Raw genomic sequence first — 17,128 nt, 5'->3', positions numbered from 1 at the left:
TGGTGTGTTCCACGACGAATGATAGGCGGGGCCACGCGGGGGACGGCCCGGCTGAGGGTGCCGCCGGGCCGTCCGGTCACCATCTGGGGTCAGCCGCGGGGCTGCGGCAGGATCAGCTTCTCGAAGCCGGAGACCATGCCGTACTCCAGTCGCAGGGCCTCCAGGACCGAGTAGGCGTGGTACTTGGTCATGACGTCCGCACCGGCGAGCCGCTGGGCCCAGGTCTGGCCGTTGTCGGTGACCTTCTCCAGGGTCTTCTTGGTGACGTAGTTGGTCATCTCGTTGAAGTAGTTCTCCCAGAGCACCCAGGCGTTGCTGAATCCGAGGCGCTCGATGTACTCCAGCTCCTGCCCGTGGTCGAGCGCCTCCTTGGAGAACTCGACGATGTCGTTGGTGTAGTCCCGGGACGCCTTGGCGTCCTCGGGGGTGCCGTACCGGTTGACGTGGCCCGAGACGACGCCCTTGAAGTCGTACTGGAGGATCCAGTCGTGGGCCTCCGCCCAGCCGCGGATGTTCTCCGAGGCGTCGCAGTGCTTGAAGGCGCTCCATCCGGGACTGATGATGTCGATCGCGGCCAGCGCCTTCTGCTGGGGCGCGTAGATGAAGATGTTGCCGGGGGTGTGGTTCACGCCGTGGTAGTCGAGGTCGAAGCGGACGCCGTTGACGACGAGGCTGTCGCTGCTGGTGATCGTCTCGGTGGGAACGGGTATGCCCTGCTCGCCGCCGAGGTCGGGCCAGCGCTCGATCATCTCGCGGGTGTAGTCGTGTGCGATGACCTTGGGCTTGGCGTCGGCGAAGATGCCCGCGGCCCCGATGTGGTCGGAGTGCCAGTGGCTGTAGATCAGGTGGGTGACCGGCTCGTCGGTGACCTCGGCGATCGCGCGGTTCAGGTTCTCCCCGAGCAGCGGCGGGGCGTCGACCACGACGACCCCGTTGCCGGTGCGGACGAACATCGTGTCGTACGCACCCGACGTCACGTAGTACGCGCCGTCGTTGATCTCCTCGACGTGGTAGCCCTTGGCGAGCCGCCCGGGGAGGAACAGCGCGCCGTACCCGTCCGCGGGGATGGGGCGGTAGTCGGCGAGCGTGTTGAGCGGCATGCCGGCCGCGCCCAGCTGGTGACGGTCGGTCGGGGTGCCGGGCTTCTGCTGGTCGTTCATGGTGCGTGTCCTTGCTCTGGTTCCGTATCCGGCCCGGGGGACCGGAAGCGACGGGGCGGTGGCGCGGTCGGCGCCGCCGTTCCCCAAGGGGTGGGACTTCTAGGCCCCGATGCGCAGCACGGGCTTGATCGCTGCCCCGGTCCGCGTGTCCGAGACGGCCTCGTTGATCTCGTCGAAGCCGTAGTGCGTGATGAGCCGGTCGAAGGGGAACCGTCCGGCGCGGTAGAGGTCGATCAGCTGCGGGACGAACAGCTGGGGGATCGAGTCGCCCTGCGCGATGCCCCGGACGGTCCGCCCGCCGAGCAGCGCGTTCATGTTCACGGGGGCGTGGGCTCCCGCGGGTGCTCCGCCGATGAGCGCGGCGGTGCCCAGGGGGGCGAGCGCGTCGACCGCCAGGGTCAGCATCTCGGGGCGCGCGGTGATCTCCAGGACGTAGTCGGCGCCGCCGTCGGTGATCTCGGCGATCCGTGCGGCGGTGTCCTCCTCCTTGGCGTGGACGGCGTGCGTGGCGCCGAGTTCCCGGGCGAGGTCCAGGCGTTCCGGCACGATGTCCACCGCGATGATCGGTGCCGCTCCCGCGATGCGGGCGGCCATCACGGCGGCGAGGCCGACGGTTCCGGTTCCGATGACCACGACCGAGGCGCCGGCCGGCACCGCCAGTGAGTTCAGGACGGCGCCCGCCCCGGTCTGGAGCCCGCAGCCGAGCGGCGCGAGCAGATCCAGCGGGATGTCGTCGGGCACCTTGACCACGTTGCGCTCGGTGGCCAGGGAGCGGGTGGCGAAGGAGGACTGGCCGAAGAAGTGGCCGTGCACCTCCTCGCCGCTCGTGTCCGGGCCGCGGTGCAGTGCGTTGGTGCCGTCGAGCCGGGAGCCGCCGAAGTTCGCGGGGAAGGAGACCGCACAGTAGGCGGGGTTCCCGCTCAGGCACGGCGTGCACCGCCCGCAGGACTGGTACGACATGACCACGTGGTCACCCGCTGCGACGGAGGTGACCCCGTCGCCCACCCGCTCCACGACGCCCGCGCCCTCGTGACCGAGTACGGCCGGGAGCGGCACGGGCAGTGCCTGGTCCCGTACGTGGACGTCGGTCTGGCAGACGCCGGTCGCCACGACCCTGACGAGGACCTCATCGGGACGCAGGTCGGTGTCGAGTGCGAGGTCCTCGAAGACGAAGGGTCCGCCCTTCTCCCTGACGACCGCCGCCTTGACGGGGGTGGTGGGGGAGTGCGGGGTGTCGGGTGCGTGCGGGGCGGGGCCGCCTGATGCTGCCGCCATGATCGATTCTCCCAACCGGATGCGCTCCCCGGGCGGGCCTACGGCCACGGGCGGGGGCGGTGATCCACGGGCCGCCGAAGCGGCTGGAATGGGGGCCGGGAAAAGTGCGGCAGCGGGCGGCTGTGCGTCTCTCGGTGCCGGAATCCGACCCCATATAGTTCGTTGTGCAACGAAGAATAAGCACATCTTCGGTCAAGGGGCAAGTGGCTCGAACGTGCTCCGTCCGTCGCCCCCGAATCCATGGGAATACTTGCTTCCGGTTGGGCGCTGACCCCTTTACAGTTGGTTGCGTAACGAACTACTCTCCCGGCTGGCGGTGGGACCTCCCAGGACGTACGTGCCCCGGGCTCGGTCGACACACCGCGGCGACCGGGCCCGCCGGCTCGTCCACTCCACCGTCCCTCCGCATCCCGGGGCGCGCACCCCGGGCCACCGCGACCGGCGCCGAAGCGCCCTACGGCTCCCCGAGCCGCCGGGCGCCCGGATCGACCGGTCGAGGCCCCGCCCTCGTTTGCACACCAGGAGCAACCGGATGACCACCCAGAACACCACCCACGCCCGCAACCTCATCGACGGCGTCTGGACGGACTCCACCGCCGTCGGCGAATCCCTCGACCCGGCCACCGGCGAGGTCCTCGGCACCTACGCGGACGGCGGCACCGACGAGGCGAAGGCCGCCGTCGACGCGGCCCGGCGCGCCTTCCGCACCGGCAACTGGGCCCGCGACCGGGACCTGCGCGCACGGGCCCTCTTCGAGATGTCCGACCGCATGGCCGAGCGCCGCGACGAACTCGTCGCCCTGCTCTCCCGGGAGAACGGGAAGATCCCCGCCGAAGCGGCGCTGGAGGTCGACCTCACCATTTCCAAGATCCGCTACTACGGGGCGCTGGCCCTGACGGAGTCGGGGCGCGCCGCGGAGGTCAAGCCCGGCCTGTACTCCATGACCCTGCGCCAGCCCGTCGGGGTCGCCGGCGTCATCGCCCCCTGGAACTCGCCGGTCATCCTCTCCGTGCGCTCCTTCGCGCCGGCCCTCGCGGCGGGCGCCACCGTGGTGCTCAAGCTGCCCGCCCAGACCGCGTTGACGAACCACCTGCTGTACGAGATCGTCGCCGCCACCACGGCCCTGCCGCCCGGGGTGTTCAACGCGTTCACCGAGTCCGGCAGCGCCGGCGCCCGCCACCTCGTCGCGGACCCGGGCGTGGACGTGATCAGTTACACCGGCAGCACCCGGGTCGGGCGCGCCATCATGGCCGACGCCGCCGCCTCGCTGAAGGGCATGTCCCTGGAACTCGGCGGAAAGACCCCGATGATCGTCTTCGACGACGCCGACCTGGACGCCGCCGTGCCCGTCCTCACCAAGGCCATCACCACCTTCACCGGCCAGTTCTGCATGACGGGCAGTCGCATCCTGGTGCAGCGCGGCGTCGCGGACGCCCTGCGCAGCCGACTGTCCGCGGCACTGGAGGCGGTCCGGGTCGGGCCGGGCACCGACCCCGCCAGCGAGATGGGCCCGCTCGTCGACCTGGCCAATGCCGACCGCGTCGACCGCGTGGTCGCGGACGCCGCCGAGTACGCCGAGGTCCTCGTCCGGGGCGGCCGGATCACCGAAGGACCGCTCGCCCGGGGCGCGTTCGTCCGGCCCAGCCTCGTGGAGGTCCAGGACGTCAACCGGCCCATCGTCCAGCAGGAGGTGTTCGGTCCGGTCGCCACCTTCGAGGTCTTCGACGACGAGGCCGACGCGATCGCCCGCGCCAACGCCACCGAGTTCGGCCTCGCCGCCAGCGTCTGGAGCCGTGACGCCGACCGGCCGCTGCGGGTCGCCCGCGAACTAGAGGCGGGCACGGTGTGGTCCAACACCTGGGCCGTCATCGTCGACCAGATGGAGGAGGGCGGCTTCAAGCAGAGCGGCGTCGGCCGCCTCAACGGCGAACGGGCCCTGGAGGAGTTCCAGGAGATCAAGCACATCGTGCACCCCGCTCCCCGCGCCGCCTGACCGCGCGGTGCCCCCGCCGAGGGCACCGCACCCCGGCGCCGTCCCCACCCCGCTCCGAAGGAGGCACGTCATGTCCACAGCACCCGCCGGTTCCGACCTCACCGCACAGCGGACCATGCGGGCCTTCCTCTCCGCCGCGCGACTGCTGTCCGAACAACTCGGCAGGGAACTGCGCCGCGAGAGCGACGTGTCCCAGATCCACTACGAGGTCCTCGCCTGGCTCTCGGACGCGCCCGGACACAGCCTCCCGATGACCGCTCTGGCGCGCCGCACCGGCGTCTCCACCAGCAGGCTCTCCCACCTCGTGGACCGACTGGAGCAGCAGGGTCGGGTCGAGCGCCTCGCCAGCCCGGCCGACGGGCGCGTCCATCTGGCGCACCTCACCCCGGACGGGCTGCGGGCCCTGGAGGACGCCGCCCCCTGGCACGCGGCCTGTGCGCGCACCCGGCTGTTGGACCACCTCAGCGACGAACAGCTCCGACAACTGCACGCGATCAGCGAACAGTTGCAACACCACCTCACCGCGCGCGGCACGCTGCACGCCGACCATGAACGGGACCCGGTGTGACCACCACGACCACGGACGCCCCCCGCGCCCCACCGGCCACCGCAACACCGTTGCTCCCCCCCACCCCCTCCGAACCGCCCGAGCCCCTGACGTTCCCGAAGGAATCCCGAGCCCATGCCCAAGCCCAAGATCGCCATCATCATCGGTGCCACCCGTCCCGGTCGGGTCGGTGGCTCCGTCGCCGAGTGGGTGCACCAGATCGCCAGCACCCGTGACGACGCCGCGTTCGACCTCGTCGACCTCCGTGACGTCTCGTTGCCCTTCCTCGACGAAGCGCTGCCCCCGTCGCTCCAGCAGTACGAGAACGAGCACACCAAGCAGTGGGCGGCCACCGTCGACGCCTACGACGGATACGTCTTCGTCACCCCCGAGTACAACCACTCCACCTCGGCCGTGCTGAAGAACGCCATCGACTTCCTCTACACCGAGTGGAACAACAAGGCCGCCGGATTCGTCGGCTACGGCAGCGCCGGCGGCTCCCGCGCCATCGAGCACCTGCGGCACATCATGGCCGAGGTCCAGGTGGCCACCGTCCGCAACCAGGTGATGCTCTCCCTGTTCAACGACTTCGAGGACTTCACCACCCTGGAGCCGCAGCCCCTCCAGACCGACGCCGTCCACGCGATGCTGGACCAGTTGATCGCCTGGAGCTCCGCGCTCGCCCCGCTGCGGACCAAGGGGGAGTAACCCCGCAGCACCCGAGGGACGGGGTCGCCCGCACCGCGGCCCCGTTCACCCCTTCTCACCGCCGCCCGGCGGCGGTGAACTCAGCTGTTCGTCCAACTCGTCGAAGACCAGGCCCTCGCGTCCCGCGTACCCCGTGCGGTAGGCGACCCGGGCGACCAGATGGGCGGCCACCGGCCCGGTCAGCAACTGGAAGAAGCCGACCAGCCCCAGCGTGCCGAGGTCGATGCCGCTGCGCAGCCGCAGCGCGACGCCCATCAGCACGAGCAACATCCCGAGCGACTGCGGGTTGGTCGCCGCATGGCTGCGGGAGAGCACGTCGGGCATCCGCACCATGCCGATGGCACCGAGCAGGCTGACCGCCGCGCCGAGGAACAGCAGCACCGCCCCCGTGGTGTCGGCGAGTTGGGCCCACGAGCTCATCGCCCCTCCTCCCCGGCCCGGGGCAGGTCCGGCGCCCGGTCCCGCACGGCGATGAACCGGGCGATCCCCACCGAACCGGTGAAGCCCAGGAAGGCCAGCACCAACATCACCGGGAAGTAGAAGGCGTCCCGGGTCAGCGCCGACCGCACCGCGATCCCCGCGATCATCAGCGCCGCGCACACATCGAGCGACATCGCCCGGTCCAGCATCGACGGCCCCCGCCACACCCGGTACAGCACCAGGGCCCCGGCGAGCAGGATCATCACCGCAGCGGCCACCAACAGGACCCGGTCGACCGTCTGTGCCGCGCTCACCGTGCGCCCTTCAGCTGCGGCGGGGGCTGCCGGACCCGGGCGATCTCGGTCCGGTCGCCGAACGCCCGCACCACGAGTTCCTCCATGTGCCAGACGGCCCGGCGCGCCCGCTCCGGCGTGGCCGGGTCGTCGGCCTCCAGCACGTGCACGAACAGGGTTGCCTGCGAACGGTGCACCTCGACCACGGAGCCGTCGGGCACGTTGGAGACGGCCAGCGCCGTGGCGGTGAGCATGAGATCGCTACGGCAACGCAACGGGACGGCGAGGACGGCCGCCCTGAAGGGCCGGTTGTCGAGCATCTGGTGGGAGACCTTCAGACCGGCCGTGTACATCTCCCACAACAGCCGGACCGTCAACCGGGCGATGCCCACCGGATGCAGCCGCAGCCCGATGTTGACCAACGGCAGCGGGAACACCAGGCACACCGTCACCGCCACCACCACCCCGGTGACGGCGTTGGCGAGGCTGAGCGTGCCCCACAACAGCATCCAGACCACGGTCAGCCAGGTGATCAACGGCAGGTCGAGCACCCGTCGCCGGCGGCCGACCACCACACAGCTGTACGGGGGGAGTCCGGGTTCGCGGAACCGGAGCGAGATCACGGGGACGTCATCGGCCGAGCACCGCCTCGATGTAGGGGGAACGTTCCAGGAGTTCGGCCGCCGTCCGCTCGGTGAGGGTGGTGAACGGGTCACCCCACACCGTGTAGGCCAACGACAGCAGCACCAGTGCCACGGTCGCCCAGGTCATGCTGCGCGGCAGCCGGTCGGTGGTGGTGGTGATCGCCCGGCCGGAGAGCGTCGCGGTCACCGCCTGCCCCGCGGGCGCCGGCCGGCGGGCCGCGCCGTCGCCCTCCTCGGGGGTGTCGGACCCGTCGTCTCCCGGGTCGGTCTCCTCCAACACCGTGCCCCGCGCCGGACGCCCCGGGGGAGCGGCCCGCCAGAAGGCGAGGTTCCACACCTTCGCCATGACGTACAGGGTCAGCAGACTGGTCAGGGAGGCGGCGGCCACCAGCACGTACGCGAGGACCCCGGCGTCCGCCACGCCCGCCCGCAACAGTTGGAGCTTGCCGATGAACCCGGACATCGGCGGAATCCCCGCGAGGTTCAGCGCGGGCACCAGGAACAGCGCGGCCAGCGCCGGCGCGGCCCGGGCGAGACCCCCGACCCGGGTGAGCTCCGTGGTGCCCGTGCGCCGCTCGATCAACCCCGCCACCAGGAACAGCGCCGTCTGCACGGTGATGTGGTGGACGACGTACACGATCGCCCCACCGAGCCCGGCCCGGGTGCCGACCCCGATACCGAAGATCATGTAGCCGATGTGGCTGATCAGGACGAAGGACAGCACCCGTTTCAGATCGGTCTGGGCGACCGCGCCGAGCACCCCGATCACCAACGAGGCGAGCGCCGCCACCAACAGCAGGTCACCGAGCCGGTTGTCGGGGAACAACAGCGTCTCCACCCGCAGCACGCAGTACACCCCGACCTTGGTCAGCAACCCCGCGAACACCGCGGTGACCGGGGCCGGGGTGGTCGGGTACGAGTCGGGCAGCCACGCCGCGAGCGGGAACACGGCCGCCTTCACGGCGAACACGGTCAGCAGCGTCGCCTCCAACAGCGTCCGCACCCCGAGCGGCAGTTCGGCCAGGCGCACGGCCAACTGCCCCAGATTGACGGTGCCCGCCGCCGCGTAGGTCAATGCGACCGCGGTGAAGAACACCATCGAGGAGACCAACGACACCAGGACGTAGGTCGCCCCCGCCCGCAACCGCGCCGCCGTACCACCGAGCGTCAACAGGACGAAGCTCGCCACCAGCATGATCTCGAACCCGACGTACAGATTGACCAGGTCACCGGCGAGGAACGTGCAGGACACCCCGGCCACCAGCACCATGTACGCCGGGTGGTAGACGGCCAACGGGGACTGGTCCTCCCGGTCCGCCATGCCCTGCCCGATGGAGTACACCAGGACGCACAGGGTCACCGCCGCCGAGACCGTCAGCATCAGCGCCGACAACCGGTCCGCGACCAGACTGATGCCGACCGGCGGAGCGAAGTCCCCCAGGTGCATCACGAGCGGACCGTCCCGGTCGGCCGCGACCAGCATCGCCAGCGACAGCGCCAGCACCGCCGTCAGCACGACGACGCCGACCACCCGCTGGGCACGCGGGAACCGGGTGCCCAGCGCCAGCTCGAAGCCGGCGGCGAACAGCGGCAACAACACGGGCAGCGCGACCAACGCGTTCACGGGGCGACCTCCTCGGGGTCCTCGCCGAGGATGTCGTTCCACAGGTCACCCGAAGCGTCCCGGGCCCGGGCCTGGAGCGCCCGGTCCTCCCGCAGCACGCCCCGCAGCCGTCGGCGCTCCGAGCGGTACGCGTCCCGGTCGCCCTCCGGCCCCCGCCCCCGCGGTCCGTGCCGCTCGCGCAGCGCGGACCGCTGCTCCTGCACCTCGGCGCGCAGGGCGACCCGGCGGTCCTCGATGTCGTCCATGACCTCGTCGGTTCCGTTGACCCGTTGACTGCGGTACGCCATCGCCAGCAGGAACGCGGTGGTGGCGAGCGTGATGACGATGGCCGTGAGCGCGATCGCCTGCGGCAGGGGATCGCTGACCCGCGCCGGGTCCACCCGCGGGTACAACAGCGGCGCCGCACCCGCCGTACCGCTGGCGGTCAGCATCAGGACGTTGATCCCGTTGCTCAGGATCACCGCGCCGGTCAGGATGCGGGTCAGGGCCCGCATCAGCAGCAGGACGCCGCCGACCGCGCACAACACGGCGCCGGTCACCAACAGGGTCAGACTGACCGTCACGGCCTCGCCTCCTTCGCCACCTCGTGCGCCGCCCGTTCGATCTGTTGGTCGACCCGGGCGCCGAGCGCCCGCACGATGTCCAACACGACCCCGAGGACCAGCAGGTACACCCCCGTGTCGAAGAACACCGGGGTGCCGATGTGGAAGTGGCCCAGGACGGGCAGGTGCCCGTCGTAGGAGAAGGGGTGGAGCACGGCGCCGTCGAGCAGCCCGATGACGGCGACCGAGGTGGACAGCAGCAGACCCAGGCCCGTCAGCAGTCCCGGATGGCCCGGCGCGGCGTCGGCGAGTTCATGGCGTCCCCCCGCCAGGTAGCGCGCCATCATCGCGAGCCCCGCCACCAGCCCGGCGACGAACCCTCCGCCCGGCAGGTTCTCCGCACACAGCAACAGGTAGACGGAGAGCACGAGGATGGGGTGGAAGACCAGTCGGGCCACCACCTCGAAGACCACGGACCGGTACTCGGGGGCCAGGGTGCGCCCGGCGGCCAGCCAGGTCCGCTCGGGCGCGGTGTCCTCCGCCACCGGTCCACGGGTGACGAAGTGGGAACCGTACGACCATGCGGTCGGTCCGGCGGGGGAGGTGGGCGCGGGGGGTTCCGGTGCGGTGCCGGGCACGGCCAGGGCCTCCGTGGCCTCCGCGGTGCCGGCCCTGCGGTGCAGGTAGATCAGGCTCGTCACGCCCACCGCGGCGACCGCGAGCACCGCCGACTCGCCCAGGGTGTCCCAGGCCCGGAACTCGACCAGCACCGTAGCCACCACGTCCTTCACGCCGTGCCCGGCGGTCGCCGTGACCAGCGCCGCACCGGCGGGCGGGGCGATCCGTGCCGCGGCCACCACCCACAGCGCGGTCGCCACGACCGCCGCGGCGACCAGCGCGAGCGGCACCCGCATCAGCAGCCGACGTCGGCTGATGGTCTCCTGGAAGTAGATCGGCATCCGGCGCAGCACCAGCACGAACACCAGCAGGGAGACGGTCTCCACGCAGAGTTGGGTGAGGGCCAGGTCCGGGGCGCCGTGCACCACGAACAGCAGCGCGGTCCCGTACCCCGTCAGGCCCGCCAGCACCACGACCTTCATCCGGCGCTGCACCGGGAGGCACAACAGGGCCGCCGCACAGGTCAGCAGGGCGATCGCCCCCTGGACGCCGGAGTCCCACAGCCGGGGCGGCGACGCCCCGACCCAGGGTTCGTCCACGACGAGCACGGCGAGTTGACCACCGAGCAGCACGCTCAACACGGCCGCCAGATAGACCGAGACGGAGCCGCGCTGGAAGAAGCCGGTGACCTGGAGGGCGAGCCGTTCCAGGCCGAGCAGCCCGAGGCCGAACACCCGGTCGGCGGTGGGCCAGGCGATGCGTCGGGACAGTCGGGTGACCGGTTCGCGCAGCAGGAACAGCCCGAGGCCGCCGACCCAGGCCACGGCCGACAGCACCAGTGCCGTCCCCGGAGCGTGCCACAACGCCAGCACGTACGGATGCGCGGGCTCGGGGAAGGCCGACGCGTACGCGCCCAGCAGCCCGTTCCACCAGGACACCCCGGGCCCGAAGACCAGACAGAGCAGGGCGAGCAACGCCGGGGGGCCGAGGAACGCCGCGCCCACCGGACGGACGGGAGTGTCGGCGAGTCCCGGCTTGCGGGCGAACGCGCCCCACAGGAAGCGCAGGGTGTAGGCACACGTCAGCGCGGAACCCGCGGTCGCCGCAGCGAGCGCCCAGCGGTCGGCCTGGCCGCCGTGCAGCAGCGCCTCGAAGGCGGCCTCCTTCGCGGCGAAGCCGAGCAACGGCGGCAGCGCCGCCATCGACGCGCCCGCGACCACCGCCGTCCCCGCGACCCAGGGCAGCGCGCGGCCCACTCCGGACAGCCGCCGCAGGTCGCGGGTGCCGGTCGCGCGGTCGACGATGCCGGTGACGAGGAACAGCGGCGCCTTGAACAGCGCGTGCGCGAGGACGAGCACCGCAGCGGCCAGCGCGGCGTCCCGGTTGCCGGCACCGGCGAGCACGGTGAGGAAGCCGAGTTGGCTGACCGTTCCGTACGCCAGGACCAGTTTCAGGTCGCCGAGGCGCAGCGCCCGCCACCCGCCCAGCAGCATCGTCACCGAGCCGAGCACCAGCAGCACCGGCCGCCAGGGCGGGGCGTCGGCGAACGCGGGAGCCAGCCGTGCCACCAGGTACACGCCCGCCTTCACCATCGCCGCGGCGTGCAGGTACGCGCTGACGGGCGTCGGCGCCGCCATCGCGTTCGGCAGCCACAGGCTGAACGGCCAGATCGCCGACTTCGACAACGCCCCCAGCAGCACCAGGACCACCGCCACGGACAGCGTGGTGGAGGCGGCGGGCGGGTCCGCCAACAGTTCCGAGATCCGGTACGTGCCGGCTTCCTGACCGATCATCAGGAAGCCGACCAGCATCGCCAGCCCGCCGAGCGTGGTCACCGTGAGCGCCTGGAGGGCGGACCGGCGGTTCTGCTTGCGGTCGCTGCCGTGGCCGATCAGCAGGTAGGAGAAGACGGTGGTCAGCTCCCAGAAGACGTACAGGACGACCAGGTCGTCCGCGAGCACGAGCCCGAGCATCGCACCGGCGAAGGCCAGCAGGTTGCCCGCGAACCGGCCGAGCAGGGGGGTCCGGTCGTCGAAGTAGCGCACGCAGTACAGCAGCACCAGCGCCCCCACCCCGGCGGCGAGCAGCACCATCAACAGGGCCAGCGCGTCCAGCCGCAGGGCGATCCACACGTCGTACGCCGGAAGCCACGCCAACGACCAGGACACCGCACCGCCGCGCGCGGCCGTACCCCACTGCGTCGCGGCCCAGACCACGGTGACGACGGGGGGGACCGACAGCACCAAGAAGGCCCGCGTCCCCAGTCGCCCGACGAGCGGGCCGGCGCACGCGGCGAGGAGGAAGTGGGCGAGGATCAGCGCCGCCATACGGCCCCGGGAGCCGAAGGACCGCGCCGGGCGACGCGAGGGACATCACTCATGAAACATAGCTATAAGCCGCGGGGCCTTTTGGCGTTCCGGCACGCCGGAACATCCGGGAGCCCCGCCGAGGTGCCCACCGGTGGCCCAGCGCACGCCGTGCGGCTTCCTCGCGGTCCGGGTACCGCGCCCTCCCGCGGTCAGTAACAGGCGAACAGGTCGTACACCGGCCAGTAGCTCCACCCCGAAACGGTTTCGGCGATGTCCTCCAGCATCTCCACGAACTCGGCGGCGGAGCAGTCCTCCCCCGGGCGGCTGTTGCCGAGCGCGGCGAGGGCGAGCCCGTCGTCCCGGATCAGCAGGTGGGCCAGGGTGCCCGCCATGAGGCCGCGGTGCCCCCAGCTCCGTAGCCGGCGCAGCCGCGGGGGATAGGGGCCCGGGATCAGTTCGTAGGTGGTCCGGATCTCCCAGGCGAGCCCGCGCGAGGCGTCGACGGCGGACGGGGTGGTCATGGTGTGCAGCCCGGTCGGGGTCAACAGGTCGGCGACCGTGGACAACCCGTCGGTGCGCACGGCGAACCGCAGGAGGTCGACCACCGACGCCACCCAACCGCCGTGCGCGTCCATCCGGCTGACGTTGAGTTCGTAGGGCCTGTTCGGGACGATGCGGTGACAGGGGTCGGAGGTCTGGGTGCCGTTCGGGTAGTACCGCACCTCGCCGGGGGCCCGGCCGAGGCGTTCGTTCGCCGCGATGCGCATGTCGGCGATGCCGCACGGGTCGAGCACGGCGGCCCGGACGTAGGTCGCGTAGGGGTGCCCGCTGATCGTCTCGATGACGCGGCCCAGGACGCAATACCCGAAGTTGGAGTAGTGCGCGGTGGTTCCGGGCTCGGCGGTCGGCGCCCGGTGGGTCAGCACCCAAGTGATGAGCTCGTCCTGGCTCATGCTGAGCCGCGGTCCGGCCGGATCGTTCACGAACATCACATCGTCGTCGCCGCCGAGTTCCCACCCGCTGGTGTGCTCCAGCAGATGCCGGACGGTGATCTTGCGCAACGTGCCCGCGTCGGGCGCCGCGGCGGGGATCGGGAACCGGGCGTCGAGGACGCCGTCGGCACCGAACACCGGGTCGTCCAGATGGAGTCGGTCGTTCGCGACGAGGGTCATCACGGCCACGGCGGTGATCGGCTTGGAGATGCTGGCGATGCGGTACAGGTGCTCGGGCTGCGCCGAGACCGGGAGCCGAAGGGGCCCCGCCGGCCCGTGCGACAGCGCCTGGTCCGCCCATCCGTACCCCTTGGCGAGGAAGAGCCGTTCACCCCGGGCGATGCCCAGGGAGATGCCGGGGACGTGGCGGCGCCGCATGTAGTCCAGGACCCGGCGGTCGATCTCCGCCTCGGCCTCGCGGTGTCGGGACATCACCACCGACTGCCGGGACCGGTTCCACCAACAGGAGAAGGTCCCGGTGTACTCCTTGGTCGCCCCCCACTTCACGCGGTCCTTGGTCGGGCTCACCCTGCGAGCGTCGCACGTCCGCTCCGCGCCTGCCATTCGTGGCCGGGGCGCCGCCGTCGGGTCAGGGCGGCCCGCTGGGGAGGCCGCGCGTGGCGTGCAGGACGAACCAGACGGCGCGCGCGGTCGCCGCGCCGGTGTTCCGGAAGACGTGTGGCACGGTGGAGTCGAAGGCCACCGAGTCGCCCGCGCCGAGCAGGTACTCCTCCTCGCCGACCCGGACGGTCAGTTCCCCCTCGGTCACCACGCCGTACTCGTAGCCCTCGTGGCCCGCCGGGTGGTCGTCGGCGTCCGACGACCCGCCGGGTTGGTACACGATCTCCAGGAAGTCCACCAAGGTCTGCGAGGTGGTGGTCAGACGCTCCCAGCGGACGCCCCCGCCGAAGTCGACGGCCTGCCGGTCGGCCGCGCGTTGGACCTGCACCCGGTAGGAGGGCGGGAGCGTGCGCAACGAGTGGAACCCGTCGTGCGACGGGGCGGCCGGGGCGGGGGTCCCACCGGTGGCGTCCGGTGAACCCGCGGGTACGGCCCGGCCGTTGTCGGCCGGCCCTCCGGAGTCGGGCTCCCGCCGCAGCAGGAAGTCGGTGGACACGTCCAGTTCGTTGGCCAGGCTGTAGAGGACGCCCACCGACGGTGCCGACTTGCCGAGTTCGATCTGGGAGAGCAGGCTCGCCGAACAGCCGATCTTCCGGGCGAGTCCGCGCACCGACTCGCCACGCGCCTGACGCGCGGACCTGAGTCGTCCGCCGAGCGCCGCGGTGCCGGACGGAGGGGGCGGCGGAGGCGTCGAGTGAGTCACGCCCGTCAGTCTAGACCGCACACCTCGTATGTATAGAGAGAGTGTACGAACACCCCCGCGTTGCGGAGAAATCACCCTGTTTGATGATCCCTGGCGACGGGGTTCGTTCAGTGACACTTGACAGTCTGGAGGAGTGATTCCTACGCTCACTGCACGTGAGGCACACCACACCCCTGCCTCCGTGACGGCACGCACCAGGGCAGCACAGGGGCTCGGGCAGCACAGAGGAGAACGTGGTGAAGCGCACCCTCATCCGGAACGCCAGTGTGATCAGCGTCGACCCGAACATCGGGAACCTCGACCGGGCGGACCTGCTCATCGAAGGCACCAAGATCGCCGCGGTCGGCCCCGGCCTCACCGCCGACGGCGCCGAGATCGTGGACGGCCGCGGAACCATCGTGATGCCGGGCATGATCGACACCCACCGCCACCTCTGGCAGACCGTCCTGCGCAACATCGCCGCGGACTGGACGCTCAGCCAGTACTTCGCCGGCGTCCGGGTGCAACTCGGCGGACACTTCCGTGCCCAGGACGTCTACGCCGGGAACCTGGCCGGAGCCTACGAAGCGCTGAACGCCGGGGTCACGACCGTTCTCGACTGGTCGCACAACATGAACACCCCCGAGCACGCGGACGCCGCCGTGGCCGCACTCAAGGAGACCCACGGCCGGTTCGTCATGTGCTACGGGAACGCCAACGACGAATGGCTCCCGGTCAGCGACAAACCGACGAACGCCGCCGACGCCCGACGGGTGCGCTCCGAACACTTCTCCTCGGACGAGCAGCTCGTCCGGATGGGCATGGCGCTGCGCGGGCCCCAGTACGCCACCCGGGACGTCACCCGTGACGACTGGGCGCTCGCCCGGGAACTGGGCGTCCTCATCTCGGTGCACGTGGGCGACGGCGCCTGGGGACGGGACCGCCCGGTGGCCTGGCTCGCCGACAACGGGCTGCTGGGCCCCGACGTCGTCTGTGCGCACTGCAACTCGCTGGCGGACGACGAGTTCCAGATCATGGCCGACGCGGGCTGTTCGGCGGCGATGACCCCCGAGATCGAGATGCAGATGGGCCACGGCTGGCCCGCCACCCGACGCCTCCTCGATGCGGGACTCGCCCCCACCCTGGGCATCGACATCGCCACCTGCAACAGCGGGCACCTCTTCCAGGTGATGCGCACGGTGCTCCTCGTGGAACGCGCCTTCGCGCACGCCGGGGCCGCACGACGCGGGGAGGTGCTGGAGGAGCAGCTTCCGCTGAACACCCGGGACGTCATCGAGTTCGCGACCATCAACGGGCGAAGGCGCTGCGGCTCGACCACCGGATCGGATCGCTCACCCCGGGCAAGGATGCCGACGTCGTGCTGCTGCGCGCCGACGGCATCGAGATGGCCCCGATGAACAGCGCCGCCGGTGCCGTCGTCCTGGCCGGACACCCGGGACTGGTCGACTCGGTGTGGGTCGCCGGACGACGGGTGAAGGCCGGGGGAAGACTGGTCGGTGTCGACGAGAGCAGGGTCGTCGGCCTGGTCGACGCCGCCCGGGACCACGTACTGTCCCGGGCCGGCGTCGAACCGGGCGGACGCTTCCACCCCCCTCGGTACTGACCCGGGTGGCCCCGGCCGGGTGTCACTCCGGCCCGGGCCGCGACCTCATCCCTGCGTCGGGGACGTCCGGGCGGCGACGGTCACCTCGCACCGCCCGGCGGTGCACGACCGCCGCAGCCGTCCCCGCGAGACCGTCTGCACGAGGCCGACCGTCCAGCACATCGGGCAGCCGCGCAGGGCCAGCAGACCGGCCGGGGCGAGCAGCAGGCTCCACGCCCCGGTGACGGGCAGCAGGAGCACCGAAGCCGCCAGCGCACCGAATCCGACCAGGCCCCGGAGCAGGTGGACCGGAACGGACCGGCTCGCGAACGTGGGGGCGCCCGTCATGAGGGGTCCCCCGGAACCGGACCCGCCGCGGCGAGGTGCTCCCGCAGGGTGCTGCGCGCCCGGTGCAGTCGGGACTTCATCGCGGCGGTCGACAGGCCCAGCGCCTCGGCGGTCCGCCGCCCGCTGTGCCCCTGGATGTCGCGCATGATCAGCACCCGGCGCTGCTCGGCGGGGAGCGCGAGGATCGCGTCCACCACCCACTGGGCCTCCAACCGCTCCAACACCTGTTCCTCCGCGGAGGGCAGGCCCGGGTCGGGGGCGGGGGCGTCCGCCCGCCGGACCCGCGCACGGACCCGGCGCAGGCACTCGTTGCGGACGACCCGGAACATCCAGGAGGCCAGTGCACCGGAGGCCCGGAGCATGCCGATCTTCCGGTAGAGGACGATCAGGGCCTCCTGCGCAGCGTCCTCCGCGTCCTCCGGCGACGCGCACAGGGAGTGGGCGAAGCGCCGCACGTGCGGATGGGAGCCGGTGACCAATTCGGCCGTGGCCCCGGCGTCCCCGCGCTGCGCGGCCAGGACCAGCCCTTCACCGGGCCAACTGCGGTCAGCCACGGGACCGCCCCCGCCGACGCAGGGCGTACACCGTGCACAGACAGACGAGCACGGCGGCGGTGACGATCGCACCGACGAGCATGGTTACCTCCAGGTGGGGTGTGCCCACCGGGTGGTCGGCACACCCATGAGAGCCACCGGACCCGCGAAAGGATTCACCCCGGCGGCGCCTTGCGCCCCAGACGGTACGCGCCG

At 71.7% G+C, this 17,128-nt stretch carries 15 protein-coding genes and 1 pseudogene; 4 read left to right on the top strand and 12 right to left on the bottom strand.

The window, feature by feature from the left end:
* Positions 1–89: 89 nt before the first annotated feature.
* Together ACFV88_RS23730 and ACFV88_RS23725 are read right to left on the bottom strand one after the other, a co-directional pair.
* Entirely contained in the window at positions 90–1,160 is a 1,071-nt protein-coding gene (locus ACFV88_RS23730; protein ID WP_385493817.1) for an MBL fold metallo-hydrolase, read from the bottom strand.
* Positions 1,161–1,259: 99 nt separating this feature from the next.
* On the bottom strand, positions 1,260–2,435 hold the full coding sequence (locus ACFV88_RS23725) for an NAD(P)-dependent alcohol dehydrogenase (RefSeq protein WP_385493816.1): 1,176 nt from the start codon (positions 2,433–2,435) through the stop codon (positions 1,260–1,262).
* Between the two features lie 532 nt (positions 2,436–2,967).
* On the opposite strand from ACFV88_RS23725, the gene ACFV88_RS23720 reads away from it, so the two are divergent.
* The 3 genes from ACFV88_RS23720 (at position 2,968) to ACFV88_RS23710 (ending at position 5,683) form a co-directional block, all read left to right on the top strand.
* The gene (locus tag ACFV88_RS23720) at positions 2,968–4,428 is read left to right on the top strand and encodes an aldehyde dehydrogenase family protein (RefSeq protein WP_385493814.1); all 1,461 of its coding nucleotides are present in this window, start codon (positions 2,968–2,970) and stop codon (positions 4,426–4,428) included.
* A gap of 70 nt (positions 4,429–4,498) precedes the next feature.
* A complete protein-coding gene (locus ACFV88_RS23715; RefSeq protein WP_385493813.1) occupies positions 4,499–4,996 on the top strand; it encodes a MarR family winged helix-turn-helix transcriptional regulator in 498 nt (165 codons plus the stop codon).
* A gap of 114 nt (positions 4,997–5,110) precedes the next feature.
* Positions 5,111–5,683 (top strand): NADPH-dependent FMN reductase, encoded by a 573-nt coding sequence (locus tag ACFV88_RS23710; RefSeq protein WP_385493811.1) that lies wholly within the window; start codon positions 5,111–5,113, stop codon positions 5,681–5,683.
* Between the two features lie 45 nt (positions 5,684–5,728).
* On the opposite strand, the gene mnhG is transcribed toward ACFV88_RS23710, so the two are convergent.
* From mnhG to ACFV88_RS23670, 8 genes are all read right to left on the bottom strand, one after another.
* Positions 5,729–6,103, bottom strand: a complete 375-nt coding sequence (gene mnhG, locus ACFV88_RS23705; RefSeq protein WP_385493810.1) for a monovalent cation/H(+) antiporter subunit G — start codon at positions 6,101–6,103, stop codon at positions 5,729–5,731.
* The gene (locus ACFV88_RS23700) at positions 6,100–6,417 is read right to left on the bottom strand and encodes a monovalent cation/H+ antiporter complex subunit F (RefSeq protein ID WP_385493809.1); all 318 of its coding nucleotides are present in this window, start codon (positions 6,415–6,417) and stop codon (positions 6,100–6,102) included. The genes mnhG and ACFV88_RS23700 overlap by 4 nt, the downstream gene beginning before the upstream one ends.
* On the bottom strand, positions 6,414–7,019 hold the full coding sequence (locus ACFV88_RS23695) for a Na+/H+ antiporter subunit E (protein WP_385493807.1): 606 nt from the start codon (positions 7,017–7,019) through the stop codon (positions 6,414–6,416). The genes ACFV88_RS23700 and ACFV88_RS23695 overlap by 4 nt, the downstream gene beginning before the upstream one ends.
* Before the next feature lie 7 nt (positions 7,020–7,026).
* Complete coding sequence (locus ACFV88_RS23690) at positions 7,027–8,664, bottom strand: Na+/H+ antiporter subunit D (protein ID WP_385493806.1); 1,638 nt, start codon at positions 8,662–8,664, stop codon at positions 7,027–7,029.
* On the bottom strand, positions 8,661–9,227 hold the full coding sequence (locus ACFV88_RS23685) for a Na(+)/H(+) antiporter subunit C (RefSeq protein WP_385493804.1): 567 nt from the start codon (positions 9,225–9,227) through the stop codon (positions 8,661–8,663). The genes ACFV88_RS23690 and ACFV88_RS23685 overlap by 4 nt, the downstream gene beginning before the upstream one ends.
* Positions 9,224–12,151, bottom strand: a complete 2,928-nt coding sequence (locus ACFV88_RS23680) for a Na+/H+ antiporter subunit A (protein WP_385493803.1) — start codon at positions 12,149–12,151, stop codon at positions 9,224–9,226. Before ACFV88_RS23680 ends, ACFV88_RS23685 begins: the two co-directional genes overlap by 4 nt.
* Before the next feature lie 191 nt (positions 12,152–12,342).
* On the bottom strand, positions 12,343–13,653 hold the full coding sequence (locus ACFV88_RS23675) for a serine hydrolase domain-containing protein (protein ID WP_385493802.1): 1,311 nt from the start codon (positions 13,651–13,653) through the stop codon (positions 12,343–12,345).
* Positions 13,654–13,714: 61 nt separating this feature from the next.
* The gene (locus ACFV88_RS23670) at positions 13,715–14,449 is read right to left on the bottom strand and encodes a helix-turn-helix domain-containing protein (protein WP_385493800.1); all 735 of its coding nucleotides are present in this window, start codon (positions 14,447–14,449) and stop codon (positions 13,715–13,717) included.
* Between the two features lie 233 nt (positions 14,450–14,682).
* Here ACFV88_RS23670 and ACFV88_RS23665 point away from each other — a divergent pair.
* Positions 14,683–16,052 (top strand): annotated as a pseudogene (locus tag ACFV88_RS23665) (amidohydrolase family protein).
* Between the two features lie 45 nt (positions 16,053–16,097).
* Here the strand turns inward: ACFV88_RS23665 and ACFV88_RS23660 are convergent.
* Complete coding sequence (locus tag ACFV88_RS23660) at positions 16,098–16,379, bottom strand: hypothetical protein (protein WP_385493799.1); 282 nt, start codon at positions 16,377–16,379, stop codon at positions 16,098–16,100.
* On the bottom strand, positions 16,376–16,933 hold the full coding sequence (locus ACFV88_RS23655; RefSeq protein WP_385493798.1) for an RNA polymerase sigma factor: 558 nt from the start codon (positions 16,931–16,933) through the stop codon (positions 16,376–16,378). The genes ACFV88_RS23660 and ACFV88_RS23655 overlap by 4 nt, the downstream gene beginning before the upstream one ends.
* Positions 16,934–17,128 lie beyond the last annotated feature (195 nt).

This window comes from Streptomyces sp. NPDC059816, from assembly GCF_042732055.1.
In the GTDB taxonomy this organism is placed as follows: domain Bacteria; phylum Actinomycetota; class Actinomycetes; order Streptomycetales; family Streptomycetaceae; genus Streptomyces.
This window is presented reverse-complemented; position numbering and strand designations above follow the sequence as displayed.